We start from the raw sequence: 24,789 nt of genomic DNA, 5'->3' as shown, positions 1-24,789 counted from the left end.
ACGGGGTCTGAGCTGCGGTTCCGCTAGCCTGGAGCGCGATGAGCGACCGTATGACGACACCGTGGGGCGAGGTCGAGCTGTCCCGCTTCCCCGAGGACCCCCGCGACCCGCTGCGTGCCTGGGACGCCTCCGACGCGTATCTGCTGCGCCATCTGGCGGCGGAGGAGGTGCCGCTGACCGGGGAGGTGGTGGTCCTCGGTGACCGCTGGGGCGCGCTGGTGACGGCGCTGGCGGAACACCGGCCGACCCAGATCACCGATTCGTTCCTGGGTCAGGAGGCGAGCCGTGCCAACCTGGCGCGGGCCGGCGTCGAACCGGGCGCGGTACCGCTGCTGACCACGCGGGACGAGCCGCCCGAGCGCGTGGACGTGCTGCTGGTGCGGGTGCCGAAGAGCCTGGCGCTGTTGGAGGACCAGTTGCTGCGGCTGGCGCCCGCCGTGCACCCGGGCACGGTGGTGATCGGCACCGGCATGGTGAAGGAGATCCACACCTCCACGCTGCGGCTCTTCGAGCGGATCCTCGGCCCCACCCGGACCTCTCTGGCCCGGCAGAAGGCCCGGCTGATCTTCTGCACCCCCGACCCGGCGATGGAGCGGCCGGCGAACCCGTGGCCGTGCCGCTACGACGTCCCCGGCGGCGTCGGCGCGATCTCCGGCCGCCCGGTCGTCAACCACGCGGGCGTCTTCTGCGCCGACCGGCTGGACATCGGCACCCGCTTCCTGCTCCAGCACCTGCCGGGCCCCGGCCCGGCCCGCGTGGTGGACCTGGGCTGCGGCAACGGCGTGGTCGGTACGGCGGTGGCGCTCGCCGACCCGGCGGCCGAGGTGCTGTTCGTGGACGAGTCGTTCCAGGCGGTGGCCTCCGCGGAGGCCACCTACAAGGCCAACGGGGTACCCGGGCATGCCGAGTTCCGGGTCGGCGACGGGCTCGCCGGGGTGGCACCCGCGAGTGTGGACCTCGTCCTGAACAATCCGCCGTTCCACTCCCACCAGGCGACGACGGACGCGACCGCCCGGCGGATGTTCACCGGCGCCCGGCGCGCGCTGCGGCCGGGCGGCGAGCTGTGGGTGATCGGCAACCGGCACCTGGGTTACCACGTGACGCTGAAGCGGCTGTTCGGGAACTGTGAACTCGTCGCGAGCGACCCGAAGTTCGTCCTGCTGCGGGCGGTGAAGAAGGGGTAGCCCCGGGCCCGGCCGGGATGAGACGGGATCACGCGGGATCGGACGGGTCCCCGGCGAGGACCCCGATGACGCGCCGCACCTCCCGGGCCATCGCCTCCCTTCCGACGCCGAGGTACGTGCGGGAGTCGACGGCCTCCGGGCGGGCGGCGAGGAACTCCCGGATCGCGCCGGTCATGGCGATGTTGAGCGCGGTGCCGACGTTGACCTTGGCGATGCCGCCCGCGACCGCCTCGACCAGGCCCTCGTCCGGTACGCCGGAGGAGCCGTGCAGCACCAGGGGAACGGGCAGCGCGGCGGACAGCCGTTTGAGCAGCGCGTGGTCGAGGGCGGCGGTGCGCGTGGTCATGGCGTGGACGCTGCCGACGGCGACGGCCAGGGCGTCGACCCCGGTGCCGCCGACGAAGTCCCGCGCCTGCGCCGGGTCGGTACGGGCGCCGGGCGCGTGGGCGTCCAGCGGAGGGCACCCGTCCTTGCCGCCGACCTCCCCCAGCTCGGCCTCGATGTACAGCCCTTGGGAGTGCGCCCAGTCGGCGGCCGCCCGGGTCGCGGCGAGGTTGTCGGGGTACGGCAGCCGGGCCGCGTCGTACATCACCGAGCTGAATCCGGCGCCGGGGGCCTGGCGCAGCAGGTCGTCGCTGTGCACATGGTCCAGGTGCAACGCGACGGGTACGGCGGCCCGTTCGGCGGCGGCGCGGGCCGCGCGGGCGAGCGGCAGCAGCCGTCCGTAACGGAACTTGACCGCGTTCTCGCTGACTTGGAGGACGACGGGGGCGCCGGCCGCCTCGGCGCCGGCGATGACGGCCTCGATGTGTTCCAGGGTGATGACGTTGAACGCGGCGACGGCCGAGCGGGCTTCGGCGGCGCGGGCGACCAGCTCGCCGGTGGGCGCGAGGGGCACTTCGGGTGTCCTTCCGGGGCGCGGTACGGCGGGAACGGGTCAGGCGGAGTCGGCGGAGGCGGCGGTCTCGGGGGCCTGGCGGGGCTCGGGGACGTCCGCGGCTCCGGCCGCAGCGGCGGCATCGGGGAGGATCACCGAGCGCGTGAGGTGGCGCGGCCGGTCCGGGTCCAGGCCGCGCGCGGCGGCGACGGCGACCGCGAGCCGCTGGGCGCGGACGAGTTCGGCGAGCGGGTCGAGGCCGCCCGCGATCCACCGTCCGCCGGTGGCGCGGACCTGTTCGGCGAGGCCCTCGGGTGCCTCGCCGAACATCCAGGTGGCGGTGCCCTTCGTGGTGATGCTGATCGGGCCGTGCCGGTACTCCGTCGCCGGGTAGGCCTCGGTCCAGGACAGGGACGCCTCGCGCATCTTCAGCCCGGCCTCGTTCGCGAGGCCGACCGTCCAGCCGCGTCCCAGGAAGGTGAACTGGGTGCAGTCGGCCAGCCCTTGGGGCAGATCGGTGGTGAGCGCCGTGCGGCCGTCGGCGACCACGGAGTCCGTGTGCAGGCCGAGGTGGGCGCGCAGGAGGGTGAGGGCGGTGGTGGCGAACCGGGTCTGGACGACGGAGCGTTCGTCGGCGAAGTCCAGCACGACGAGATCGTCGGCGGCGGTCCTCACGGGCGTGGCCGGGTCGGCGGTGACGGCCGTGGTCCGGGTCGGCGTGTCCCTCAGCCGGCCCAGCAGCTCCAGCACTTCGGTGGTGGTGCCGGAGCGGGTGAGGGCCACCACCCGGTCGTACGACCGGGTGCGGGGGAACTCCGAGGCGGCGAAGGCGTCCGTCTCGCCCGCTCCGGCGCCCTCGCGCAGGGCGGCCACCGCCTGCGCCATGAAGTACGAGGTCCCGCAGCCCACCACGGCGACCCGCTCCCCCGGCGCCGGCAGCGCGTCCCGGTGCCGTGCCGCCTCTCCGGCCGCCCGCGTCCAGCACGCGGGCTGGCTGTTCAGCTCGTCCTCGACATGGGTCATGCCCACACCCTCCCCTGGCCTGGCTGATCGTTCCTGCAAGATATAGCGCACTTTCGAGCACGATCAAGCATTTTCGGGGGGCCGGGGGCGCACTCCGGAGGTGCGTTAGGGTCACCGCGCTGGAAACGATCGAGGAACGGAGGCCCCGGATGTCCCGGGACGCCCGCTGGAAGGCGCTGCTGGAACTGCTCGTGGAGCGCGGCCGGCTGGACGTCGAGGAGGCGGCGGCCGAGCTGTCGGTGTCGGCGGCGACGATCCGCCGGGACTTCGACCAGCTCGCCGAGCAGCAGATGCTGGTCCGCACCCGGGGCGGCGCGGTGGTGCACGGGGTGTCGTACGAACTGCCCCTGCGCTACAAGACGGCCCGCCGCGCCCCCGAGAAGCAGCGCATCGCCACGGCGGTGGCCGATCTCGTCGCGCCGGGCGAGGCGGTGGGGCTGACCGGCGGTACGACGACCACGGAGGTGGCCCGCGCCCTCGCCGTCCGCGGCGACCTGGCCACCGGCTCGCCTGCGCTGACCGTGGTCACCAACGCGCTCAACATCGCCAACGAGCTCGCGGTGCGGCCCCAGTTCAAGATCGTGGTCACCGGCGGGGTGGCCCGCCCGCAGTCGTACGAGTTGACCGGACCGCTCGCGGACGGGGTGCTCGGGCAGATCAGGCTGGACGTGGCGGTGCTCGGGGTCGTCGCCTTCGACCTGGTGCACGGCGCGGCGGCGCACGACGAGGCCGAGGCGGCGATCAACCGGCTGCTGTGCGAGCGCGCCGAACGGGTGGTGGTCGCCGCGGACTCCAGCAAGCTGGGCCGGCGGGCGTTCGCCCGGATCTGCCCCGCGCGCCTGGTGGATACCCTGGTGACGGACACGGCGGTGGACCGGGACACGGTGAACCGCTTCGAGGAGGCCGGGATCCGCGTCCTCGCCGTATGAGAGCGACCCGCCGGCCCGTCCTCAGAACGCCCCGAGATCCACCTTCACGAATCCCGCGCCGCGCTGGTCGTTGCAGCCCATCAGCGGGCGGTCGACCGTGTCGGGCGGGGACTGCTGCGCCTGGAGCGCCACGCTGACCAGGGTCAGCAGCAGATCGACGTCGCTCGCGGCGTCGAGACGCAGGGTCACCCACGGCGAACCGGGCACGATCCTTATCACGCCGGAGCGTCTGAGATCCCTGGCGAACCGCCGGATCGCCCGGTCGGTCAGCCGCAGGTCGACATCGCGGTCCGAGTGGAAGTGGACGACCTCGCCCTTCGCGGAACTCACCGCCTGTCCCTGACCGCAGCTCGGCACGGTCTGTCTCAGGTCCGGCCAGGTCGCCAGTTGCGCGCATGCGCGCGAGGCCAACGTCATGGGGCCATCATGACGCGCTCACCCCGTCGCAACCAGCGTGTGCGCAAGCATTAACCGACCTGTGTCCGCCCGGGGTTGGCGCACCCGCCGCTACGTCCGCAAGTGCCGGCTCACATCGCCGACAAGATGGATCCGGACCCGCCGCTCCGCAAACCGCCACTGTCCGCCCCGCCGTTCGAAGCGGTCGTCGTACCGCCCCGCCGCGATGGGCTGCAACGGCAGCTCGGGCAGCGCCTGGAAGACGGTGACGTAGGAACTGGCGGCGGCGGTCCCGCGCTCCTCGTCGATCTCGACGGCGATGTTCGTCGTGGCATGGTGGGTGCGCGGCGTCCCGTCCTCGTGGAGAATCACCGTGTCCCGGAGCATCCTCTCGACGCCTTCGCTCCCCTCGGCCGGTTCCCCGCTCCCGATGAACACCGCGTCGGCGAACAACGCCCCGGCCCCGGCGAAGTCACCGCCGTCCACCAACTCGGCATACCTGGCGATGAGGTTCGTCACGGCGGTCGTGCCCACGGCTGCGTCCATGGCACCCGAGGGTACGGGCCTGCCGCACAACCCCCTTGCTCCGCCCCTCGCCCTCACCCTAGGCTGATTTTGTGCCGCTCATAAACAAAACCCGAACGCACAGCGTCGTGCCGGGCCGGGAACTCGTCGGGCTGCGGGTCGCGATCACCGCGTTCTTCGCTTTGGACGGGTTCATCTTCTCTGGCTGGGTGGTGCGGATCCCGGACATCAAGCACCAGACCCACGCCTCCGCGGGGGCCCTCGGGCTCGCGCTGCTCGGGGTGTCCGCCGGGGCCGTGCTGACCATGATGCTTACCGGTCGCCTGTGCCGCCGGTACGGCAGCCATCCGGTGACCGTGGCGTGGATGATCGTCCTCTCCCTCAGCGTCGCCCTGCCCCCGCTCACTCACTCCGCGGCCGCCCTCGGCGCCGTGCTGCTGCTCTTCGGCGCGGCGTACGGCGGTGTGAACGTCGCCTTCAACAGCGCCGCCGTGGATCTCGTCGCCGCCGTACGACGGCCGATCATGCCCGGTTTCCACGCCGCCTTCAGCCTGGGCGGCATGGTCGGCGCGGGCGTCGGCGGGCTGGTCGCCGGCTTCCTCTCGCCCACCCGTCATCTGCTCGGGATCACCGTGATCGGGCTGCTCGTGACGGCGGTGGCCGGGCGCGGCCTGCTGCGGCACGAGTCTCCGGCGCCGCCCGCGGACGACCGCGAGCCCGCGGCCGCCGGCGCGGGCCGGACGCCCCGCGTCGGCGGCCGCTGGCTCGTCGTGGGCTTCGGGCTGGTCGCGCTGTGCGACGCCTACGGCGAGGGCGCCATGGCCGACTGGGGCGCGCTCCATCTCAAGCAGGACCTGACGGCGTCCGCGGGGACGGCGGCGGCCGGGTACGCCTGTTTCGCGTTCGCCATGACCGCCGGGCGGCTCACGGGTACCGCGCTGCTCGGCCGCCTGGGCCGGGCCCGCACGGTGATCGCCGGAGGCTCGGTCGCGGCGGTGGGCATGCTGCTCGGCTCGCTCGCGCCGTCGGTCTGGGCGGCCCTGGCCGGTTTCGCGATCACCGGGCTCGGGCTCGCCAACATCTTCCCGGTCGCCATCGAACGGGCCGGCGCCCTGGCCGGGGCGTCCGGTGTCGCCGTCGCCTCCACCCTCGGATACGGCGGCATGCTCCTCGGACCGCCCGCGATCGGGTTCATGACCGACTGGTTCTCCCTGCCCGCCGCGCTCACCAGCGTGGCCGTGCTGGCCGCGGTGGCCGCCCTCATCGGGGTGACGACGCGCCGGGCCCTGAACGGCTGACACCTTCCGGTGAGGCATGTGGGGGAACCCACGCTGGCCGCCCGCCGCGCGGCCCCGCTATCATTGCGGCATGCATCTTTCGTCGTGTCTGTGCTGGTGGCGCTCCTCTTAGGAGCGGCCGCCACACAGTCATGAACCGAGGGCCGTTCGCATGGACGGCCCTTTCTCATGTCCCTGGAACCAGGGGCGGGGCGTCCCGGCGGCCCGTCCGACCCACCACCAGGAGACGCAGATGAACGCCCACCCGCAGGACGCGCCGTCCCAGACCCCGGCGGCCCCCGACGCGCTCGGCACGTCCGCCGCGCAGGCCCGCAGCGCGGAGCTGGAGAAGCTGATCACCGAGGACCCGGGCAAGTTCCGGATCCTGACCGGCGACCGGCCCACCGGACGGCTGCACCTGGGCCACTACTTCGGCACGCTCCACAACCGGGTGCGGCTGCAGGACCTCGGCGTGGAACTGTTCGTGATCATCGCGGACTACCAGGTGCTGACCGACCGCGACGTCGCGGACGACCTGAAGACCCACGTCGAGGAGCTGGTCCTCGACTACCTCGCCATCGGCGTGGACCCGGAGCGCAGCACGGTCTTCGCGCACAGCGCCGTCCCCGCCCTCAACCAGCTGATGCTGCCCTTCCTCAGCCTCGTCTCCGTCGCCGAGCTGAACCGCAACCCCACGGTCAAGGACGAGATCGCCCACTCCCGCCAGTCCGCCGTCAGCGGGCTGATGTTCACCTATCCCGTGCACCAGGCCGCCGACATCCTCTTCTGCAAGGCCAATCTGGTCCCGGTCGGCCAGGACCAGCTCCCGCACCTGGAGATCACCCGGACCATCGCCCGCCGCTTCAACGACCGCTACGGCGACGGCACCCCCGTCTTCCCCCGGCCCGAGGCCCTGCTGTCGGAGGTACCGCTGCTGCTCGGCACCGACGGCACCAAGATGAGCAAGAGCCGGGGCAACGCCATCGCCCTGGCCGCCGACGCCGACGAGACGGCACGGCTGCTCAAGGGCGCCAAGACCGACTCCGAGCGCCACATCAGCTACGACCCGGCCACCCGCCCCGAGGTCTCCTCGCTGCTCCTGCTGGCCGCGCTGTGCCAGGGCAGCAGCCCCGAGGAGATCGCGGCCGGCATCGGCTCCGCGGGCTCGGCGGCGCTGAAGAAGACGGTGACCGAGGCGGTCAACGAGTACCTGGCCCCGATCCGGGCCCGCCGCGCCGAGTACGCCCGGGACCGCGCCGAGCTGCGCCGCATCCTGCGCGCGGGCAACGAGCGGGCCAACGCCGTGGCCGACGCCACCCTCGCCGAGGTGCGTGCCGCGATGAACAGCGACTACTGAAACCCCGGTGCGGCGCGGCGGGCCAGTCCGGCAGGATCACCCCATGCAGACTGCCGATTTCCTCAAGACCCTCGATCGCGAGGGCCAGTTGCTCGCCGCGGCCGCCGAGCGGGCCGGCACCGACGCCAAGGTGCCGACCTGCCCCGAGTGGCAGGTGCGGGACCTGCTGCGGCACACCGGCGCCGTCCACCGGTGGGCCGCGGGCTTCGTCGCCGAGGCTCACACCGAGCCCCGGCCGATGGGCGACGCGCCGGACCTCGCCGGCGCCGAGCTGGTGGCCTGGTACCGGGACAGCCACCGCCTGCTGGTCGACACCCTGGCCGCCGCCCCCGCCGACCTGGAGTGCTGGACCTTCCTCCCGTCGGCGGGCCTCTCGCCCCTGACGTTCTGGACCAGACGGCAGGCGCACGAGACGACCGTCCACCGGTACGACGCCGAGGCGGCCCGGGGCGGGGCGCCGTCCCCCCTCGCCCCGGACTTCGCGGCGGACGGCATCGACGAGTTGCTGCGCGGCTTCCACGCCCGGCCCAAGAGCCGGGTGCGGACGACCGAGCCGAAGACGCTGCGGGTCCGGGCGACGGACGCGGGCCAGGACGCGGTGTGGACCGTACGACTCACCGCCGACGAGCCACCAGTGACGGACCGTCAGGCCGACGGGGAAGCCGACGCCGAACTCTCGGGTCCGGCGGACCGGTTGTACCTGGCCCTGTGGAACCGCGCCCCCGTCCCGGAGGTCTCCGGCGACCGCGCCCTCGCCGCCCTGTGGCAGGAGACGTCGGGTATCTGACGCCCCGTCAGTCGGTCTGCGTCAGCATCCTGGCCAGTACCGCGCGCTGCACCGGCCGCACCTCGGCGTGCAGCGCGCGGCCCTTCCTCGTGAGGGCCACCCGTACACCCCGCCGGTCCTCCGCGCAGGCGCCCCGCTCGACCAGGCCCTCCCGCTCCAGGCGGCCGATGAGCCGCGAGAGGGCGCTCTGGGTGAGGTGGACGCGCTCGGAGATCTCCTGGACGCGGTAGGCACAGCCATGGGGACCCTTGCGCCCGGCCAGCAGGTCGAGGACCTCGAAGTCGCTGGCGCACAGGCCGTGGGCGTGCAGCGTCCGGTCCAGTTCGCACTGGGTGCGGGCGTGCAGGGCCAGGATGTCCCGCCACTGCGCCACGAGTGCGCGCTCGTCCGTCGTCGACGTCATCGACGCACCGTAGCAGTCCCATAGGTGGGTAAAGAATGCCGGTGCCGTGCCCTTTTACGGCTATCGCAGCCCGGCCCCGTGCGCCAGCACCGTCACCGCGTGCCGGAAGAACCGCTCCCGGTCCTCGATCACGTTGTTGAACTGGCCGAACAGCTCGAAGCTCACCAGGCCGAACAACTGCGCCCAGGCCGCGACAAGGGTGGCGGCCACCTCGGGGGGCAGGTCCGGGGCGAGATCCGCGGCCAGCCGCTCGGCCTCGGGGCGCAGTCCGTCGGGCAGCGGGAGTTCGGCCAGGCCGGGGCCCCCGTGGGCGTCGCGGAAGATGCCGATGAGGACCATGCCGGTGCGGGCGGCGGCCGGGATGGTGGCCTCCGGGGCGGCGTAACCGGGCACGGGCGAGCCGTAGATCAGCGCGTACTCGTGCGGGTGGGCGAGCGCCCAGGCCCGCACCGCCTCGCACACCGCGGTGAAGCAGGCCACGGGAGCGGCGGCGCCGGCGGCGTCCCGCGCCCGCTCCGCGGCCGCGCCCAGGGCGTCGTACGCGTCGATGATCAGGGCCGTCAGCAGCTCGTCCCGGCTGGGGAAGTAGCGGTAGAGGGCGGAGGAGACCATGCCCAGCTCGCGGGCGACGGCCCGCAGGGACAGCTTGGCCGCGCCCTCGGCCGCCAGTTGCCTGCGGGCCTCCTCCTTGATCGCCGCCGTTACCTCGTTCCTCGCCCGCTCACGGGCTCCCTGCGCGATGGTCATGCCTCCAGTCTGCCACGGCTGAGATCGGTGCACACAAAAAAGAGCAGTGCTCTTGCGATGGAGCACCGGTCTCCCCCATGCTGGTGTCAACCAAGAGCGCTGCTCTGCACAACCGTGGGGGTTCACCATGACGACGTCTTCTCCGTACTACCTCAAGGGCAGCCCGATGAATGTGCGCCTCAACGGCGTGATCGGATGGCTCGCCCGGCACGGGATCAGCTTCGCGGGCACCGCCGAGCTGTCCGTGAAGGGCCGCAAGAGCGGCAAGATGCAGCGCATCCCGGTCAACCCGCACACCTGCGACGGCACGCAGTACCTGGTCTCGGCACGCGGTCACTCGCAGTGGGTGCGCAACATGCGCGTCGCGAACGGCGGCGAACTGCGCGTCGGCCGCAAGGTGCGCGCGTTCACCGCGGTGGAGCTCCCCGACGCCGAGAAGCTCCCCGTCCTGCGGACCTATCTGGAGAAGTGGGGCTGGGAGGTCAACCAGTACTTCGCCGGGGTGACCGCCCGCTCCACGGACGAGGAGATCATCGCCTGCGCCGGCGACCACCCCGTCTTCCGGATCACCGTCACGAACTGACGGGCTCCTCCTCCGGCTTGGCGGTCTCCGGCGCGTCCTTCGCCTGCGCGGGGCCCGAGTCCAGCATGGTCAGGGCGCGCTGGGCGAGCGGGTGGGAGCGGACCAGCTCGCCGAGGGAGGTGGCGCCCCGGGTGATGTTGCGGAACGCGTTCCAGGCCGGGCGGAAGCCGGTGAGGGCGGCGTGGAAGAGGCCGGGCCGCCGCTCGAACGCGGCGAGCAGGCGCCTGCCGACGCTCATCTCGACGCCGAGCCCCGCCTTGATCGCGAAGGCGTAGTTCAGGGCCTGGCGGCGGGTGTCGACGGCGTCGTGCGCCTCCGCTATGCGCACCGCCCACTCGCCGGCCAACCGGCCCGAGCGCAGCGCGAAGGAGATGCCCTCGCGGGTCCAGGGCTCCAGGAGTCCGGCCGCGTCGCCGCACACGAGGACCCGGCCGCGCGAGAGCGGCGAGTCGTCGGCGCGGCAGCGGGTCAGGTGCCCGGAGGAGACGGCCGGTTCGAAGCCGGCCAGGCCCAGGCGGGCGATGAAGTCCTCCAGGTAGCGCTTGGTCGCCGCGCCCTGGCCGCGGGCGGAGATCACACCGACCGTCAGGGTGTCGCCCTTGGGGAACACCCAGCCGTAACTGCCGGGCATGGGGCCCCAGTCGATGAGCACCCGCCCCTTCCAGTCCTCGGCGACCGGCTCGGGGACCGGGATCTCCGCTTCGAGGCCGAGGTCCACCTGGGCCATCTTCACGCCCACATGGGCGCCTATCCGGCTGGCGCTGCCGTCGGCGCCGACGACCGCGTGGGCCAGCACCGTCTCGCCGCCCTGGAGGACGACGGCGACCGTGCGCCGGTCGGGGACCGCCGAGCCGTGCTGCTCGACCCGCTGCACCGTGACGCCCGTCCGCAGCTCGGCGCCCGCCTTCTGGGCGTGCTCGACCAGTTGCTGGTCGAACTCGGGCCGGTTGATCAGCCCGAACAGCATCTGCCGGGACCGGCGGGTGCGGGTGAAGCGCCCGTTGTTGGAGAAGGTGACCGCGTGCACCCGGTCCCGCAGGGGCAGTTCGAAGCCGGGGGGCAGGGCGTCCCGCGAGGGGCCGATGATCCCGCCGCCGCAGGTTTTGTAACGGGGCAACTCGGCCTTCTCCAGCAACAGGACGCGCCGCCCCGCGACCGCCGCCGCGTAGGCGGCCGACGCCCCCGCGGGTCCCGCGCCCACCACGACGACGTCCCACACACGCTGCACGTCGTCCGCCGAAGAGTTCTCGCCGCTCACGATGGTCTACTGCTCCGATCAAGCCGCTGCCGCTCCCCGCACCCGCGACATCCGCGAGCAGGGGGTTACCCAATGTATCCGCATCCTACGGCCGCGAGCGGGGTGCGCCGCTGTGGGAGGATCGTTCCTATCCAGCAGTACAACGTCGCACCTACGAGGAGCGTGCCCATGCCGTCGAATCCGGTCGCCGAGACCGTCGCCTCGCTGCTGCCGCGGGCCAAGGCGGAGCTGGCCGAACTGGTCGCCTTCCGGTCCGTGGCGGACTTCGAGCAGTTCCCGAAGAGCGAGAGCGAGGCCGCCGCGAACTGGATCGCCGACGCGCTGCGCGCCGAGGGATTCGTCGACATCGCCCTGCTCGACACCCCCGACGGCACCCAGTCGGTGTACGGCCGCCTGCCGGGCCCCGAGAGCGCCAAAACGGTTCTGCTGTATGCGCACTACGACGTGCAGCCGCCGCTGGACGAGGCCGGCTGGATCTCTCCGCCGTTCGAGCTGACCGAGCGCGACGGGCGCTGGTACGGGCGTGGCAGCGCCGACTGCAAGGGCGGTGTGATCATGCACCTGCTCGCCCTGCGCGCGCTGAAGGCGAACGGCGGCGTCCCGGTGAACGTCAAGATCATCGTGGAGGGCTCCGAGGAGCAGGGCACGGGCGGCCTGGAGCGGTACGCCGAACAGCACCCGGAACTGCTGACCGCGGACACCATCGTGATCGGTGACGCGGGCAACTTCCGGGTGGGCCTGCCGACGGTAACCACGATCCTGCGCGGCATGACCCTGGTCCGGGTGGGTGTGGAGACCCTCGCGGGCAATCTGCACTCGGGCCAGTTCGGCGGTGCCGCGCCGGACGCGCTGGCCGCGCTGATCCGGGTGCTGGACTCGCTGCGCGCGGAGGACGGCTCCACGGCGGTGGACGGTCTGGACGCGTCGGCCGTGTGGGACGGGCTGGAGTACACCGAGGAGCAGTTCCGCTCGGACGCCAAGGTGCTGGACGGCGTGGGTCTGACCGGCTCCGGCTCGGTCGCCGACCGCCTGTGGGCCCGCCCCGCGGTCACCGTGCTCGGCATCGACTGCCCGCCGGTCGTCGGCGCCACCCCCTCGGTGCACGCCGGGGCGCGTGCGCTGGTCAGCCTGCGGGTGCCGCCGGGCGTGGACGCGGCGGAGGCGAGCAAACTGCTCCAGGCGCACATCGAGGCGCACACCCCGTGGGGCGCCCGGGTCACCGTGGAGCAGGTCGGCCAGGGCCAGCCGTTTCGCGCCGACGTCTCCAGCCCGGCCTACGAGGCGATGGCCGACGCGATGGCGGTCGCCTACCCGGGCGAGACCATGCAGTACGCCGGCCAGGGCGGCTCCATCCCGCTGTGCAACACCCTCGCCGACCTCTACCCGCAGGCGGAGATCCTGCTGATCGGCCTCAGCGAGCCGGAGGCCCAGATCCACGCCCTCAACGAGAGCGTGTCCCCCGAGGAACTGGAGCGCCTGTCGGTGGCGGAGGCGCTGTTCCTGCGGAACTACGCGGGCTAGCACGCGCGAGCCCGCCGGGCGGCGACCGTTCGGGGGCGGGCGTCCGGTTGGTCGGGCGCGGGGCAACCGCCGCGCCCGGCTCGGACAGACGCCCACCGGACAGCGAGCCACCCGACGGGCGCAGGACGTTCGCGGCGCGGGCCGGGCCAGAGGGCCCGCGCGGCGTTCACCGGGCGCCTAGGGGGTGTCCGGCCGGGACGCCGGGGCGGCCGGAACCCTCGACTGAGCGTCGGTTCCGGACGCGGGCCGGGGACAGCCAGCCCCACGCACCCCGCACCGCCGCCCAGGACGTCGCGCACCACCAAGCCCGCCTCCGCCCCCGGCCGGGGCGTTGCCCAGTGGGGCGACCCCGAGGACGGCCGGTGATCGGGCCCGCGCACCGCCCACCGCATCTCCCCCGTCGGCCGGACACCTTCGCCGTGCGGACGGCCCCAGCCCCTTCGCGCACCAGCGCGTCGAGGGCCGCGAGGCGCATCTCCACCCCGGCCGGGCAAGGACCCGTCGGCCGCGGCGACCCCGGCGCGGGCGGTGGGCGGGACATCGCCCGCCCAGGGCACGGCCCCACCGGTGTCGCCAAGCGGCTGGCGTGCGGTGGTTCCGCCGTGAGCGGAGAGGCTTCGCGGCTGCCGGGCCCCGGCCTACGGTCGACGCATGGACGTGATCGAGCTTCTGCCCCGCCTGCACCTGCTCCGCTTTCCGGTCGGCCAGGCCTATCTCTGGCGGGACGGCGAGGAGTTGACGCTGATCGACGCGGGTCCGATCGGCTCGGGCCCGTTGATCGCCGGCGCGATCAGGGCGCTGGGGCGCGCCCCGGAGGACGTACGACGCCTTGTGCTGACCCACTTCCACGAGGACCACGTGGGCGGGGCGGGCGAGTTCGCCGCGCTGAGCGGCGCGGAGGTGCTGGCGCACCGGCTGGACGCCCCGTTCGTGCGGGGTGAACTCCCGGGCCCGCCACCCCGGTTCGAGGAGTGGGAGCTGCCGATCCACGCCGGGGTGTCCCGGCAGCTGCCCGACGGCACCCCCGCGCCGCCGCCCTCGGTCACGGCCGTCGCGGACGGCGAGACGCTCGGCTTCGGCGGCGGCGCCACGGTGCTGCACGTCCCCGGCCACACCGACGGCAGCATCGCCCTGTTCCTGCCCACCGAGGGCGTGCTGTTCACCGGCGACACGGTGGCGGCGGCCCCCGCGGACGGCGCCGTGATCCCGGGGGTGTTCAACCTGGACCGCCCCCGACTCCTGGACTCCGTGCGGCGGTTGGCGGGCCTCGACGCCGAGGTGGCGTGCTTCGGGCACGGCGCCCCGGTGCTGCGGGGCGCCGCCGCCGAACTGCGCGGGGCGGCCGCGGGGTGACGTCAGCCGACCGGCACCCCGGCCTCCAGATACAGTGCGGTGCCGCGCTCGCGGGCGCGCAGCGCCCAGCGCAGGCGTTCGTAGCGGACCGGCGGCAGCATTCCGGCGGCCTCCTGCTCGGTGGCGAAGCGCCAGCCTCGCAACTCCGGGCCGGGCAGCTCCACTTGGGACGCCTCGCGGGAGCCGAGCCGGCCGCCGTCGAAGAGCAGCCGGAGCCCGCCGTAGCCGGGCGGGACGGGTCGTTCCCAGTCGACCACGAGCAGCCGGGGCACCTCACGCAGCCGTATCCCGGTCTCCTCGGCGACCTCGCGGATGCCCGCGCGGGCCGGGGCCTCGCCCCGCTCCACCACACCGCCGGGGAACTCCCAGCCGGGCTTGTACGTCGGGTCCACGAGCAGCACCCGGTCCTGCTCGTCGAAGAGGAGCACCCCCGCGGCGAGGGTCTCGGCGGTGGGCTCGGGGGTCTGCACGATGTCGCAGGCCGTGAAGTCGCCGCTGCCCAACGACGCCGCGATCCGTACGGCGGTTTCGTAGGGGGTCAGCGCGCTGGTGTCGACCAGATGGGCGTCGGCGGCGAGCCAGGAGGCGAGGGCGGCGCGGTACGGCTCGATGTGGTCGTACGACCACTGCCGGACCCGTATCTCGCCGTCGGGCAGGTCGGGTGGCACCTCCCGCTCGGCCACCCGCTGCCGCAGGATCGTTTCGGCCGGGGCGAGGACCAGGTGCCGTACGGGGATCCGGCGGGCGGCGAGGCCGCCGAAGATCTCGTCGCGGTACTCCTGACGCAGCAGGGTCATCGGCACGACGAGCGTGCCGCCCAGCTCGGCGAGCATCGCGGCGGCCGTGTCGACCACGAGCCGCCGCCAGATCGGCAGGTCCTGGTAGTCGCCGACCTCGGCGAGGTGTTTGGGCGGCAGCAGGTGCGTGAGCGACCCGCCGATGACCTCGGGGTCGAAGAGCGTGCTGTGCGGGATCAGTTCGATCAGTTCCCGTGCGGTCGTGGTCTTTCCCGCACCGAACGCGCCGTTGATCCAGACGACGGTCACGGACTCCCCCTCTTCTGTTGGCCCCCTGAGGCTTGCCCGCTTCACCCTGCCACGGAAACCCCGCCGCGGTGAGGGTGCGGTAAAGCGCTGTGCCGGTGCCCCCCGCGCGGGGACACCGGCACGCGTGCGGCTCGGGGCGCGGACTACTCCTGGCCGGGCACCGGGGCGTCGGCGGGGGCCGGGCCCTCCTGGCCTGCCTGATCAGGGGCGGAGTGCACGGTGCCGGCGGCATCGAGGCCGTCCAGCGGCCCCTTGTCCGCCGCGGGGGACGGAGTGACGGCTGCCACGACGAAACCGGTGGCCAGGGTGGCGAGGGCGAGGATGCTGCGCTTCTTCATGCCCGGCTCAACTCCGCGAGGGGGCCCGGGGTCACGCCGATACCGCCGGAACAGCGACATCGCGGTGGCTGGTGGCTTCCGGACGGCGACGGGTCACAGGTGCGCCGCCGTACCCCTTCCACCGCGCTCGGGCGCGTTCTACCGTGAACGCCCTTGCCTGTCCTGCGAGTTGGAGGAAGGTCGATCATGCGCACATCCTCGACCCGCACCACCGCCAGAAGAGCGGCCGGCACGCTCCTCGCCGGCCTGCTCTGCGCCGCGGCCCTCGTCACCGCGCCCACCGCCTCCGCCGCTCCCACCGTCTCCGCCGCGCCCGCCCTGGCCAACGGCCTCGCCCTCACCCCGCCGATGGGCTTCAACAACTGGAACTCCACCCAGTGCGGGCCCGGCTTCGACGAGGCCATGGTCGAGGGCATCGCGGACCTCATCGTCGCGAAGGGACTGAAGGACGCGGGATACCGGTACGTCAACCTGGACGACTGCTGGGCCTTCCCGCTCCGCGACCTCAGCGGCAAGCTCGTCCCGGACCCGGTCCGTTTCCCGCACGGGATCAAGGCGGTCGCCGACTACGTCCACGCCAAGGGGCTCAAACTCGGCATCTACACCAGCGCCGGCCTGCGGACCTGCGACCTCATCGGCATGCCGGGCGCCCTGGGCCACGAGTACAGCGACGCACGGCAGTTCGCGGACTGGGGCGTGGACTATCTGAAGTACGACAACTGCAACAACCTCGGCGTCGACGCGAGGCTGCGCTACACCACCATGCGGGACGCGCTCCAGGCGACCGGGCGGCCCATCGTCTACAGCATCTGCGAGTGGGGTCAGAACAAGCCCTGGGAGTGGGCCCCGGACGTCGGCAACCTGTGGCGCACCACCGGCGACATCAGCGACAACTGGTCCTCCATGCTGTCGATCGTCAAGCAGAACCTCCCGCTCGCCCCGTACGCGGGCCCCGGCCACTGGAACGACCCCGACATGCTGGAGGTGGGCAACGGCGGGATGACGGACACCGAGTACCGCTCCCACTTCTCCCTCTGGTCGGTGATGGCCGCGCCGCTGCTCATCGGCACCGACCTGCGCAAGGCCTCGCCCGCGACCTTCGACATCCTGGGCAACAGGGAGGTCATCGCCGTGGACCAGGACCCGCTCGGCAGACAGGGCACGGTCGTCTCCGGCACGGACGGCCGCTGGGTGATCGCCAAGGAGATGGCGGACGGCAGCCGCGCGGTCGCCCTGTTCAACGCGTCCGGCACCGCGCAGCCGATCACCACCACCGCGAGCGCCGTGGGCCTGCCCGACGCCGGCACCTACACCGTGCGGGACCTGTGGCAGCACACCGGCGACCACACCGGCGGCACCATCACGGCCACCGTCCCGGCACACGGCACCGTCCTGCTGCGCGTTCGGCCCGACGCGAGCTGATCCGGGCGGCGAGACTCCCAGCCCGCCCTAAAGCCGTACCAGCCCCGGCCCCCTGAGCAGCGCCGCCGCCGCGGCCCCCACGAGCCCGGCGTCGGTCCCCGTCTGCGCGGGCACCGCGGTCAGCCGCCGTACGAAGGACAGGGCGGCGTAGTCCGCGAGCGCCTCGCGCAGGGGTGCGAAGAGGACGTCGCCCGCGTTGCCGACCCCGCCGCCGATCACCGCGATGTCGATCTCCACCAGCGTCGCGGTGGCCGCGATGCCGGCGGCGAGTGCCCGCGCGGCCCGTTCGAAGGAGGCCACGGCGACCGGGTCGCCGGCGCGTGCCGCCTCGGCCACCGCGGCGGCCGAGGCGTCGCCGTCCGGGCCCGGCCGCCAGCCCCGCTCCAGGGCGCGGCGGGCGATGTTCGGGCCACTGGCGATCCGCTCCACGCAGCCGCGCGAGCCGCACGGGCAGGGGTCGCCGTCGAGGTCGACGCTGATGTGCCCGATATGCCCGGCGTTGCCGGTCGGGCCGGGGTGCAGCCGCCCGTTCAGGACCAGGCCGCCGCCGACGCCCGTCGAGACCACCATGCACAGCGCGTTGTCATGGCCGCGGGCGGCGCCCTGCCAGTGCTCGGCGGCGGTGATCGCGACGCCGTCGCCGATCAGCTCGACCGGCAGTCCCCCGGTGGCCGTCCGCACCCGCTCGACCAGCGGGAAGTCCCGCCAGCCCGGCACGTTCACGGGGCTCACGGTGCCCGCGGAGGCGTCCACCGGGCCCGCGCTGCCGATGCCGAGCGAGCGGACGTGGCCCCACAGGGGCGATCCGGCGAGCTCGCCGAGCACCTCCTCGACGGCCCGCATGACCGTCTCGCCGTCCTGTCGGGCGGGGGTGGCTCGCTGGGCCCGCTCCAGGATCAGTCCGCGGCCATCCACCAGTCCGCCGGCGATCTTGGTGCCGCCGATGTCCAGGGCTGCCACGAGGTCGGTGCGCATCAGAGTCAGATCTCCCCGTCGAACGGTCGGGAACCAGGAACAGGGCGGGTCGGCGCGACGATCGGGGCGCGGTCCCGCGCAGAGCGGTGGACAGTCTCTCGTGCACCTGACAACGTTGTCCAGGCTCTATGCTCGACGCCACATCTCATACAAGCCCATGGGCGGCCCCACCGCGCCCCCTGGGGACCACGGACAACAGGACAGGACAGCGCATCGTGCCCGAGACCACCCGCCGTGCAGACCGCCACACCGGGAACCGGTACGGCAACCGCCCGACGATGAAGGACGTGGCGGCACGGGCGGGGGTCGGACTGAAGACCGTTTCCCGGGTGGTCAACGGCGAGCCGGGGGTCACCCCGGACACCGAGCGCCGGGTGCAGGAGGCGATCGACGCGCTCGGCTTCCGCCGCAACGACAGCGCGCGGGTGCTGCGCAAGGGCCGCACCGCGAGCATCGGCCTCGTCCTGGAGGATCTCGCGGACCCCTTCTACGGCCCGCTGAGCCGCGCGGTGGAGGAGGTCGCCCGCTCGCACGGCGCCCTGCTGATCAACGGCTCCAGCGCCGAGGACCCGGACCGCGAGCGGGAGCTGGCGCTGGCGCTGTGCGCACGGCGGGTGGACGGCCTGGTGGTGATCCCGGCCGGGGACGACCACCGCTATCTGGAGCCGGAGGTCCGCGCGGGGGTGGCGACGGTGTTCGTGGACCGACCGGCCGGGCGGATCGACGCCGACGTGGTGCTGTCCGACAACTTCGGCGGCGCCCGCGACGGTGTGGCCCATCTGATCGCGCACGGCCACCGCAGGATCGGGTTCATCGGGGACATGCCCCGCATCCACACCGCGGCCGAGCGGCTGCGCGGTTACCGGGCGGCCATGGAGGACGCGGGGATACCGGTCGAGGACCGCTGGATGTCGCTCGGGGTGACCTGCCCGGAGCGGGTGCGCCGGGCGGCGCAGGAGATGCTGGCCGGGGCCGAGCCCGTCACCGCGGTCTTCGCGGGCAACAACCGGGTGACGGTCACCGTGGTCCGGGTCCTCGCCGAACACGCCCGCCAGGTGGCCCTGGTGGGGTTCGACGACTTCGAGCTGGCCGATCTGCTGCGGCCGGGCGTCACGGTGGTGGCCCAGGACGCGTCGGCGCTGGGCCGTACGGCGGCGGAGCGGCTCTTCCGGCAGCTGGACGGCGGTCTCGTCGCGCCGGAGCGGATCGAGCTGCCGACCCGCCTGGTCACCCGCGGCTCGGGCGAACTGCCCCCGGCGGACTGAGGCGCCCGTGGCCACACTGGAGGAGCTGGGACTGGCCGGGGTGCCGCGCGAGCATCCGCTGACGTATCCGGGCGCCTGGCCCGCCCGTTCGGGACTGCTGCACGGCGACCGGATACTGCCGCTGGCCCAACTGGTGTACGACGACCGGGCGCCGGTGCTCACGGTCGGCTCCAACGCCTGCCCCGGCCAACTGCGGCACAAGATGGCGGAGTTCGGGCTCGACTCCCCCGTGCCGATGGTGCGGGCCCGGGTGACCGGCCTCGATGTGGGCGTCTCCGCACACGTCAGCCGCATGGGCTATGTCTCCGCCTCGCCGGTCAAGTCGCCGTCCGTGACACGGGAGTTGTTCGTCCTGTGGCTGGACCGGCGGCAGCTCGACGTGATCGACGCCAGCGAGGGGGTGCCGCTGCCGGACGGCAACTTCCGGCGGGCCTGGCTGCCCGCGCCGGACGTCCAGGTCCAACTGGCCGACGGCACCGTGCTGTCGGGGACGTACTCGTACGTCAACCGGCACGGAGTGCTGCACGACGGCACCGGCGTGCCCCGCGGTCATCCGGGCCAGCGCCCGCTGCTCAGCGCACTCCTCGCGGCGTCGGCCTCGTTGCGGGCGCTGTTCGGGGCGACCCCGGAGGAGTTCAGCGCGCGGGCGCGCGGCGACGTGCGGTTGTGCGACCGGGGCACCCGGCTGTTCGCCGAGCACGCGTGGGTGACGGAGTCGGGGCTCGAACCGTACGTCGCCCCATGAGCCCGGCCGCTATCTCCGGGAGGCCGCGAGATCGCCGTGCCCGGGTGCGGCGAAGCCCTCCAGACCGGCGCGGGTCAGCCCGGTGCGCTCGGTGACCTCGCCGAGGTCGAGGGCGCCGCAGTCCAGGCCGCGCAGCAGATAGCCGCTGAGGGCCTTGGCGGTGGCGGGCTCGTCCATGACGTCGCCGCCGGCCCGGTCGGCGTAGCGGGCGAGACGGGCCGCGGCCTCCTCGAAGCCCTCGCGGTAGAAGGCGAAGACGGCCGCGTAGCGGGTCGGGAGGTGACCGGGATGCATGTCCCAGCCCTGGTAGTAGGCGCGAGCGAGGGCGCGCCGGGTGAGGCCGTAGTGCAGCCGCCAGGCGGCGTGGACCCGCTCTGCGGGGCCGACCGGGAGGACGTTGGTGGAGCCGTCCGAGACGCGTACGCCGGTGCCCGCGGCGGCGACCTGCATGACCGCCTTGGCGTGGTCGGCGGCCGGGTGGTCACTGGCCTGGTAGGCGGCGGCGACCCCCAGGCAGGCGCTGTAGTCGAAGGTGCCGTAGTGCAGCCCGGTGGCGCGGCCCTCGGCGGCCTGGATCATGCGGGCGACGGTCGCGGTGCCGTCGGCCGCCAGGATGGCCTGGCTGGTCTCGATCTGGATCTCGAAGCCGAGCCGCCCCGCGTCCAGCCCGTGTGCCTCCTCGAAGGCCGCGAGGAGCCGCGCGAAGGCGCTCACCTGCTCGGGGTAGGTCACCTTCGGCAGGGTCAGCACCAGCCCGTCGGGCAGCCCGCCCGCCGTCATCAGACCGGTGAGGAAGACGTCGAGGGTGCGGATGCCCCGCGCGCGCACCGCGGCCTCCATGCACTTCACGCGGATGCCCATGTACGGCGCCGCGGTGCCCTGCGCGTACGCCTCGGCGACCAGACGGGCCGCGCGGGCCGCGGTCTCGTCCTCCTCGGCGTCGGGGCGGGGGCCGTAGCCGTCCTCGAAGTCGACCCGCAGATCCTCGACCGGTTCGCGCTCCAGCTTGGCGCGGACGCGGGCGTGGACCGGCTCGGCGAGGTCGTCGGCGAGGCCGAGGACGGCGGCGAACGAGGCGGCGTCCGGGGCGTGTTCGTCCAACGCGGCGAGGGCGCGGTCGCCCCAGGAGCGGACGGTGCCGGCGGTGAAGGCGTCCCCGGGGACGTAGACGGTGTGGACGGGCTGCCGGGTGCCGGGGTCTCCGGGGTAGCGGCGCGCCAGCTCGGCGTCGACCGGTGCGAGCGAGGCGCTGATCTCCTCGCCGACGGCGCCGGCGAGGCTGGTCGCCGCCTTGTCCTGCTGACCCATCCCACACCCTCCCTCGTTATTCCGCTTTACGGAATCAGCAATCCGTAAAATGAAGTTATCCGGCACGCTTCCGGCCGGTCAACACCCCCACGACGCCTTCAGGATGCACCGAGGCCCCCGTGACCGCGCGGGTCACGGGGGCCTCGGACAGCCGGTCGGCGATCAGCCCTTGCGGGTCTTGATCTCCTCGGTCAGCTGCGGCACGACGTCGAACAGGTCGCCGACGACGCCGTAGTCGACCAGCTCGAAGATCGGGGCCTCGGCGTCCTTGTTGACGGCCACGATGGTCTTCGAGGTCTGCATGCCGGCACGGTGCTGGATCGCGCCGGAGATGCCGTTGGCGATGTAAAGCTGCGGCGAGACCGACTTGCCGGTCTGGCCGACCTGGTTGGTGTGCGGGTACCAGCCCGCGTCGACGGCGGCGCGCGAGGCACCGACGGCCGCGCCGAGCTGGTCGGCGAGGGCCTCGATGATCGCGAAGTTCTCGGCGCCGTTGACACCGCGGCCACCGGAGACCACGATCGCGGCCTCGGTCAGCTCCGGACGGCCCGTGGACTCACGCGGGGTGCGGCCCGTGACCTTGGTGCCGGTGGCCTTCTCGGAGAAGGTCACGGCGAGGGCCTCGACCGCGCCCGCGGCCGGGGCGGCCTCCACGGCGGCCGAGTTCGGCTTGACCGTGATGACCGGGGTGCCCTTGACGACACGGGACTTGGTGGTGAAGGACGCGGCGAACACCGACTGGGTGGCCACCGGACCCTCGTCGCCGGCCTCCAGGTCGATGGCGTCCGTGATGATGCCGGAGCCGATGCGCAGCGCGAGGCGGGCGGCGATCTCCTTGCCCTCCGCGGAGGACGGGACCAGCACGGCGGCCGGGGAGACGGCCTCGTGGGCGGCCTGGAGGGCCTCCACCTTCGGCACGACCAGGTACTCGGCGTACTCGGACGCGTCGTGGGTGAGGACCTTCACCGCGCCGTGCTCGGCGAGGACGGCCGCGGTGTCGGCGGCACCGTTGCCGAGCGCGACGGCGACGGGCTCGCCGAGGCGGCGGGCCAGGGTCAGCAGTTCGAGGGTGGGCTTGCGGACGGCACCGTCCACGTGGTCGACGTAGACGAGGACTTCAGCCATGGGATTGGTCTCCTGCGTAACGAAGTTGAGGGGCGGTCGGCGGGCGCGAACCCTTAGATGAACTTCTGGCCCGCGAGGAACTCAGCGAGCTGCTTGCCGCCCTCGCCCTCGTCCTTGACGATGGTGCCGGCCGTGCGGGCCGGACGCGCCGCCACGGTCTCGACCTTGGTGAACGCGCCGTCGAGGCCGACCTCTTCCGCCTCGATGTCGAGGTCCGACAGGTCCCAGGACTCCACCGGCTTCTTCTTGGCCGCCATGATGCCCTTGAAGGACGGGTAGCGGGCCTCGCCGGACTGGTCGGTCACGGAGACCAGGGCCGGAAGCTGCGCCTCCAGCTGCTCGGAGGCGGCGTCGCCGTCGCGGCGGCCCTTGACGGTGCCGTCCTCGACCGAGACCTCGGACAGCAGGGTGACCTGCGGGACGCCGAGGCGCTCGGCCACCAGCGCGGGCACGACGCCCATGGTGCCGTCGGTGGACGCCATGCCGGAGACGACCAGGTCGAAACCGGCCTTCTCGATCGCCTTGGCCAGTACCAGGGAGGTGCCGATGGCGTCGGTGCCGTGCAGGTCGTCGTCCTCGACGTGGATGGCCTTGTCGGCACCCATCGACAGGGCCTTGCGGAGCGCGTCCTTGGCGTCCTCGGGGCCCACGGTCAGGACGGTGACCTCGGCGTCGTCCGCGTCCTCCGCGATCTGCAGCGCCTGCTCGACCGCATACTCGTCCAGCTCGGAGAGCAGACCGTCCACGTCGTCGCGGTCGACGGTCAGGTCATCGGCGAAGTGCCGGTCGCCAGTGGCGTCGGGCACGTACTTCACAGTGACAACGATCCTCAAGCTCACGCCGGCTCTCCTACTGCATCGTGATTTCCTGGCTGCCTCTTCCAGGCAGCATAGGCGCCTGAAGCGGCCGATCCCGGTCGGGGCGTCAGCGCGCTCCGACCGAGATATTACTCGTCAGTACACCCAGTTCGTCCCCGCTAAGCAAGCGCTTTGAACTGTGACCTTCGCAACGCAGCGTAACCGGAACTCGACGGCTCCGCAGAGGAACGGGGCGTGATCAACGCCGCATCAGTCGCGCAGCGCCGTGAACCGGCCCTGGTGATAGAGGAGCGGACGGCCGCCGCCCGTCGGATCGCCGAGGACGACCTCGGCGAGCACGATGCGGTGGTCACCGGCCGGGACACGGGCGACGATCCGGCAGACCAGCCAGGCGAGCACGTCGTCGAGCACGGGCACGCCCTCGGGGCCGTCGCGCCAGACGGTGGGCGCGCCGAAGCGGTCCGCGCCGCTGCGGGCGAAGGTGGCGGCCAGCTCGCTCTGGTGCTCGCCGAGCACGTGGACGCCGATGCGGTCGGCCTCGGCTATCGCGGGCCAGCTTGAGGCGCCGGTGCCGACGCCGAAGGAGATCATCGGGGGCTCGGCGGAGACCGAGGTGAGGGAGGTGGCGGTGAAGCCGACCGGCCCGGCGGCGCCGCGGGCGGTGATCACCGCGACACCGGCGGCGTGCCGGCGGAAGGTGGAGCGCAGCAGGTCGGGAGAGGCGAGCTGGGGGGTGCCGAGTCCGGGCAGGGCCGTCATGGAGTTGTCCTTCTGTTCGGGAGGGCGAGCGGGGCCGTGGCTGCTCAACAGCCCGGACAGCAGGCGCTCGCGGTGCGCGCGAGGTCGACGTGGGCCCGCCCGTGGAGAAGGAGTTCGGTCGGCATACGGTCAGGCTGACGATGCGTGGTGCGTGCAGTCAAGTGCGGTCCGGGAACTGGGATCTCTCTCACCAGGCACTGAGGCCCCCTCACACCGCCTCCCCCAGCGCCGCGATGACATCGGCTCTGCGGGGCTGTCCGGCGGCGCGGCGCACCTCTCTCCCGCGCGCGTCCAGCACCAGGACGGTGGGGGTCTTCACGATGTCGAGGGCGCGTACGAGGTCCAGCCGGGCCTCGGCGTCGATCTCGACGTGGGCGACGCCGGGCACCATCGCGGCGACCTCGCCGAGGACGCGCCGGGTGGCGCGGCAGGGCGCGCAGAAGGCGCTGGAGAACTGCACGAGGGTGGCCCGTTCACCGAGACCGCGGCCGAGTTCCGCCGCGCCCAGCGCGGCCGCGCCCCACCCCGCAGCGCCCGGTTCCACGGCGGCCGGCCGGTCCGCGTCGCCGGCTTCCGTGCCGCCCGTAGCGGCGCCGTCGGGCCCGGCGTCCTCGCGCCCGTTCACCCATGCCCTCCCGCTCCGCTGCCCGTGCAGCACTCAAGAGCGCCCGCTGCTGCGGGCGTCGGCACCCGAGCCCCCGGCCAACGCGCCCATCGCGCGCCGCACGTCGAGCACGAACTGGTCCTTCCCCCCGTTGAGCGCGGTCG

General features: G+C 73.3%; 25 protein-coding genes and 1 pseudogene. 11 read left to right on the top strand and 15 right to left on the bottom strand.

Going from position 1 to position 24,789, the window contains the following annotated elements:
- Positions 1-50: 50 nt before the first annotated feature.
- On the top strand, positions 51-1,184 hold the full coding sequence (locus AB0927_RS34290) for a methyltransferase (RefSeq protein ID WP_366671758.1): 1,134 nt from the start codon (positions 51-53) through the stop codon (positions 1,182-1,184).
- A 28-nt stretch (positions 1,185-1,212) separates the two neighbouring features.
- Here AB0927_RS34290 and AB0927_RS34285 read toward each other — a convergent pair whose 3' ends face one another.
- Together AB0927_RS34285 and AB0927_RS34280 are read right to left on the bottom strand one after the other, a co-directional pair.
- Positions 1,213-2,082 carry a ketose-bisphosphate aldolase gene (locus AB0927_RS34285; RefSeq protein ID WP_366671715.1) on the bottom strand — a complete coding sequence of 290 codons (870 nt, stop codon included), beginning with the start codon at positions 2,080-2,082 and terminating at the stop codon, positions 1,213-1,215.
- Between the two features lie 39 nt (positions 2,083-2,121).
- Positions 2,122-3,084, bottom strand: coding sequence for a sugar isomerase (locus AB0927_RS34280; RefSeq protein WP_366671714.1), 963 nt, complete (start codon positions 3,082-3,084; stop codon positions 2,122-2,124).
- Positions 3,085-3,233: 149 nt separating this feature from the next.
- Between AB0927_RS34280 and AB0927_RS34275 the strand changes: the two genes are divergently transcribed.
- Complete coding sequence (locus AB0927_RS34275) at positions 3,234-4,013, top strand: DeoR/GlpR family DNA-binding transcription regulator (RefSeq protein ID WP_366671713.1); 780 nt, start codon at positions 3,234-3,236, stop codon at positions 4,011-4,013.
- A 21-nt stretch (positions 4,014-4,034) separates the two neighbouring features.
- On the opposite strand, the gene AB0927_RS34270 is transcribed toward AB0927_RS34275, so the two are convergent.
- Both AB0927_RS34270 and AB0927_RS34265 read right to left on the bottom strand, forming a co-directional pair.
- Complete coding sequence (locus AB0927_RS34270) at positions 4,035-4,430, bottom strand: luciferase family protein (protein WP_366671712.1); 396 nt, start codon at positions 4,428-4,430, stop codon at positions 4,035-4,037.
- Positions 4,431-4,520: 90 nt separating this feature from the next.
- Positions 4,521-4,955 (bottom strand): nuclear transport factor 2 family protein, encoded by a 435-nt coding sequence (locus AB0927_RS34265; RefSeq protein WP_366671711.1) that lies wholly within the window; start codon positions 4,953-4,955, stop codon positions 4,521-4,523.
- 107 nt (positions 4,956-5,062) lie between these two features.
- Here AB0927_RS34265 and AB0927_RS34260 point away from each other — a divergent pair, with 107 nt between their 5' ends.
- The 3 genes from AB0927_RS34260 to AB0927_RS34250 all read left to right on the top strand — a co-directional run bounded on the left by AB0927_RS34260 (position 5,063) and on the right by AB0927_RS34250 (position 8,355).
- On the top strand, positions 5,063-6,232 hold the full coding sequence (locus AB0927_RS34260) for an MFS transporter (RefSeq protein ID WP_366671757.1): 1,170 nt from the start codon (positions 5,063-5,065) through the stop codon (positions 6,230-6,232).
- Positions 6,233-6,464: 232 nt separating this feature from the next.
- A complete protein-coding gene (trpS, locus tag AB0927_RS34255; protein ID WP_366671710.1) occupies positions 6,465-7,568 on the top strand; it encodes a tryptophan--tRNA ligase in 1,104 nt (367 codons plus the stop codon).
- A gap of 43 nt (positions 7,569-7,611) precedes the next feature.
- Entirely contained in the window at positions 7,612-8,355 is a 744-nt protein-coding gene (locus AB0927_RS34250; RefSeq protein ID WP_366671709.1) for a maleylpyruvate isomerase family mycothiol-dependent enzyme, read from the top strand.
- A 7-nt stretch (positions 8,356-8,362) separates the two neighbouring features.
- Here AB0927_RS34250 and AB0927_RS34245 read toward each other — a convergent pair whose 3' ends face one another.
- Together AB0927_RS34245 and AB0927_RS34240 are read right to left on the bottom strand one after the other, a co-directional pair.
- A complete protein-coding gene (locus AB0927_RS34245; RefSeq protein ID WP_366671708.1) occupies positions 8,363-8,758 on the bottom strand; it encodes a MarR family transcriptional regulator in 396 nt (131 codons plus the stop codon).
- Positions 8,759-8,818: 60 nt separating this feature from the next.
- Positions 8,819-9,505, bottom strand: coding sequence for a TetR/AcrR family transcriptional regulator (locus AB0927_RS34240; RefSeq protein ID WP_366671707.1), 687 nt, complete (start codon positions 9,503-9,505; stop codon positions 8,819-8,821).
- 127 nt (positions 9,506-9,632) lie between these two features.
- Here AB0927_RS34240 and AB0927_RS34235 point away from each other — a divergent pair, with 127 nt between their 5' ends.
- Positions 9,633-10,088: a nitroreductase/quinone reductase family protein gene (locus AB0927_RS34235; protein ID WP_366671706.1), complete on the top strand. Its 456-nt coding sequence runs from the start codon at positions 9,633-9,635 to the stop codon at positions 10,086-10,088.
- Here AB0927_RS34235 and AB0927_RS34230 read toward each other — a convergent pair.
- On the bottom strand, positions 10,078-11,346 hold the full coding sequence (locus AB0927_RS34230) for a geranylgeranyl reductase family protein (protein ID WP_366671705.1): 1,269 nt from the start codon (positions 11,344-11,346) through the stop codon (positions 10,078-10,080). The two genes, AB0927_RS34235 and AB0927_RS34230, sit on opposite strands and share 11 nt — an antisense overlap.
- A gap of 168 nt (positions 11,347-11,514) precedes the next feature.
- Between AB0927_RS34230 and AB0927_RS34225 the strand changes: the two genes are divergently transcribed.
- Entirely contained in the window at positions 11,515-12,867 is a 1,353-nt protein-coding gene (locus AB0927_RS34225; protein WP_366671704.1) for a dipeptidase, read from the top strand.
- A 651-nt stretch (positions 12,868-13,518) separates the two neighbouring features.
- Complete coding sequence (locus tag AB0927_RS34220; RefSeq protein ID WP_366671703.1) at positions 13,519-14,220, top strand: MBL fold metallo-hydrolase; 702 nt, start codon at positions 13,519-13,521, stop codon at positions 14,218-14,220.
- 2 nt (positions 14,221-14,222) lie between these two features.
- On the opposite strand, the gene AB0927_RS34215 is transcribed toward AB0927_RS34220, so the two are convergent.
- Both AB0927_RS34215 and AB0927_RS34210 read right to left on the bottom strand, forming a co-directional pair.
- Positions 14,223-15,266 carry an NUDIX domain-containing protein gene (locus AB0927_RS34215; protein ID WP_366671702.1) on the bottom strand — a complete coding sequence of 348 codons (1,044 nt, stop codon included), beginning with the start codon at positions 15,264-15,266 and terminating at the stop codon, positions 14,223-14,225.
- Between the two features lie 143 nt (positions 15,267-15,409).
- The gene (locus AB0927_RS34210; protein ID WP_366671701.1) at positions 15,410-15,604 is read right to left on the bottom strand and encodes a hypothetical protein; all 195 of its coding nucleotides are present in this window, start codon (positions 15,602-15,604) and stop codon (positions 15,410-15,412) included.
- 186 nt (positions 15,605-15,790) lie between these two features.
- Between AB0927_RS34210 and AB0927_RS34205 the strand changes: the two are divergent.
- Positions 15,791-17,008: pseudogene (locus AB0927_RS34205) on the top strand (glycoside hydrolase family 27 protein); the annotation flags it as partial.
- A gap of 45 nt (positions 17,009-17,053) precedes the next feature.
- Here AB0927_RS34205 and AB0927_RS34200 read toward each other — a convergent pair.
- Positions 17,054-18,001: an ROK family protein gene (locus AB0927_RS34200; protein ID WP_366671700.1), complete on the bottom strand. Its 948-nt coding sequence runs from the start codon at positions 17,999-18,001 to the stop codon at positions 17,054-17,056.
- Positions 18,002-18,216: 215 nt separating this feature from the next.
- Between AB0927_RS34200 and AB0927_RS34195 the strand changes: the two genes are divergently transcribed.
- Both AB0927_RS34195 and AB0927_RS34190 read left to right on the top strand, forming a co-directional pair.
- Positions 18,217-19,266, top strand: coding sequence for a LacI family DNA-binding transcriptional regulator (locus tag AB0927_RS34195; RefSeq protein WP_366671699.1), 1,050 nt, complete (start codon positions 18,217-18,219; stop codon positions 19,264-19,266).
- A 7-nt stretch (positions 19,267-19,273) separates the two neighbouring features.
- Positions 19,274-20,011, top strand: coding sequence for a hypothetical protein (locus tag AB0927_RS34190; RefSeq protein WP_366671698.1), 738 nt, complete (start codon positions 19,274-19,276; stop codon positions 20,009-20,011).
- 9 nt (positions 20,012-20,020) lie between these two features.
- On the opposite strand, the gene AB0927_RS34185 is transcribed toward AB0927_RS34190, so the two are convergent.
- The 5 genes from AB0927_RS34185 to AB0927_RS34165 all read right to left on the bottom strand — a co-directional run bounded on the left by AB0927_RS34185 (position 20,021) and on the right by AB0927_RS34165 (position 24,565).
- Positions 20,021-21,319 carry an aldolase/citrate lyase family protein gene (locus tag AB0927_RS34185; protein ID WP_366671697.1) on the bottom strand — a complete coding sequence of 433 codons (1,299 nt, stop codon included), beginning with the start codon at positions 21,317-21,319 and terminating at the stop codon, positions 20,021-20,023.
- Positions 21,320-21,481: 162 nt separating this feature from the next.
- On the bottom strand, positions 21,482-22,444 hold the full coding sequence (locus tag AB0927_RS34180) for an electron transfer flavoprotein subunit alpha/FixB family protein (RefSeq protein WP_366671696.1): 963 nt from the start codon (positions 22,442-22,444) through the stop codon (positions 21,482-21,484).
- 53 nt (positions 22,445-22,497) lie between these two features.
- Positions 22,498-23,283 (bottom strand): electron transfer flavoprotein subunit beta/FixA family protein, encoded by a 786-nt coding sequence (locus tag AB0927_RS34175; protein WP_366671695.1) that lies wholly within the window; start codon positions 23,281-23,283, stop codon positions 22,498-22,500.
- A 228-nt stretch (positions 23,284-23,511) separates the two neighbouring features.
- Complete coding sequence (locus tag AB0927_RS34170) at positions 23,512-24,021, bottom strand: flavin reductase family protein (protein WP_366671694.1); 510 nt, start codon at positions 24,019-24,021, stop codon at positions 23,512-23,514.
- A 208-nt stretch (positions 24,022-24,229) separates the two neighbouring features.
- The gene (locus AB0927_RS34165) at positions 24,230-24,565 is read right to left on the bottom strand and encodes a thioredoxin family protein (RefSeq protein WP_366671756.1); all 336 of its coding nucleotides are present in this window, start codon (positions 24,563-24,565) and stop codon (positions 24,230-24,232) included.
- Positions 24,566-24,789 lie beyond the last annotated feature (224 nt).

This window comes from Streptomyces sp. NPDC048106 (assembly GCF_040706415.1).
In the GTDB taxonomy this organism is placed as follows: Bacteria; Actinomycetota; Actinomycetes; order Streptomycetales; family Streptomycetaceae; genus Streptomyces.
The sequence above is the reverse complement of the archived record's forward strand: the minus strand, read 5'-3'. Positions and strand labels throughout refer to the sequence as shown.

Coding starts and splice junctions, on each gene's coding strand:
- AB0927_RS34290 (WP_366671758.1), top strand. CDS start 51: ATGACGACACCGTGGGGCGAGGTCGAGCTGTCCCGCTTCCCCGAGGAC.
- AB0927_RS34280 (WP_366671714.1), bottom strand. CDS start 3,084: ATGACCCATGTCGAGGACGAGCTGAACAGCCAGCCCGCGTGCTGGACG.
- AB0927_RS34275 (WP_366671713.1), top strand. CDS start 3,234: ATGTCCCGGGACGCCCGCTGGAAGGCGCTGCTGGAACTGCTCGTGGAG.
- AB0927_RS34270 (WP_366671712.1), bottom strand. CDS start 4,430: ATGACGTTGGCCTCGCGCGCATGCGCGCAACTGGCGACCTGGCCGGAC.
- AB0927_RS34265 (WP_366671711.1), bottom strand. CDS start 4,955: ATGGACGCAGCCGTGGGCACGACCGCCGTGACGAACCTCATCGCCAGG.
- trpS (WP_366671710.1), top strand. CDS start 6,465: ATGAACGCCCACCCGCAGGACGCGCCGTCCCAGACCCCGGCGGCCCCC.
- AB0927_RS34250 (WP_366671709.1), top strand. CDS start 7,612: ATGCAGACTGCCGATTTCCTCAAGACCCTCGATCGCGAGGGCCAGTTG.
- AB0927_RS34245 (WP_366671708.1), bottom strand. CDS start 8,758: ATGACGTCGACGACGGACGAGCGCGCACTCGTGGCGCAGTGGCGGGAC.
- AB0927_RS34240 (WP_366671707.1), bottom strand. CDS start 9,505: ATGACCATCGCGCAGGGAGCCCGTGAGCGGGCGAGGAACGAGGTAACG.
- AB0927_RS34235 (WP_366671706.1), top strand. CDS start 9,633: ATGACGACGTCTTCTCCGTACTACCTCAAGGGCAGCCCGATGAATGTG.
- AB0927_RS34225 (WP_366671704.1), top strand. CDS start 11,515: ATGCCGTCGAATCCGGTCGCCGAGACCGTCGCCTCGCTGCTGCCGCGG.
- AB0927_RS34220 (WP_366671703.1), top strand. CDS start 13,519: ATGGACGTGATCGAGCTTCTGCCCCGCCTGCACCTGCTCCGCTTTCCG.
- AB0927_RS34210 (WP_366671701.1), bottom strand. CDS start 15,604: ATGAAGAAGCGCAGCATCCTCGCCCTCGCCACCCTGGCCACCGGTTTC.
- AB0927_RS34200 (WP_366671700.1), bottom strand. CDS start 18,001: ATGCGCACCGACCTCGTGGCAGCCCTGGACATCGGCGGCACCAAGATC.
- AB0927_RS34185 (WP_366671697.1), bottom strand. CDS start 21,319: ATGGGTCAGCAGGACAAGGCGGCGACCAGCCTCGCCGGCGCCGTCGGC.
- AB0927_RS34180 (WP_366671696.1), bottom strand. CDS start 22,444: ATGGCTGAAGTCCTCGTCTACGTCGACCACGTGGACGGTGCCGTCCGC.
- AB0927_RS34170 (WP_366671694.1), bottom strand. CDS start 24,021: ATGACGGCCCTGCCCGGACTCGGCACCCCCCAGCTCGCCTCTCCCGAC.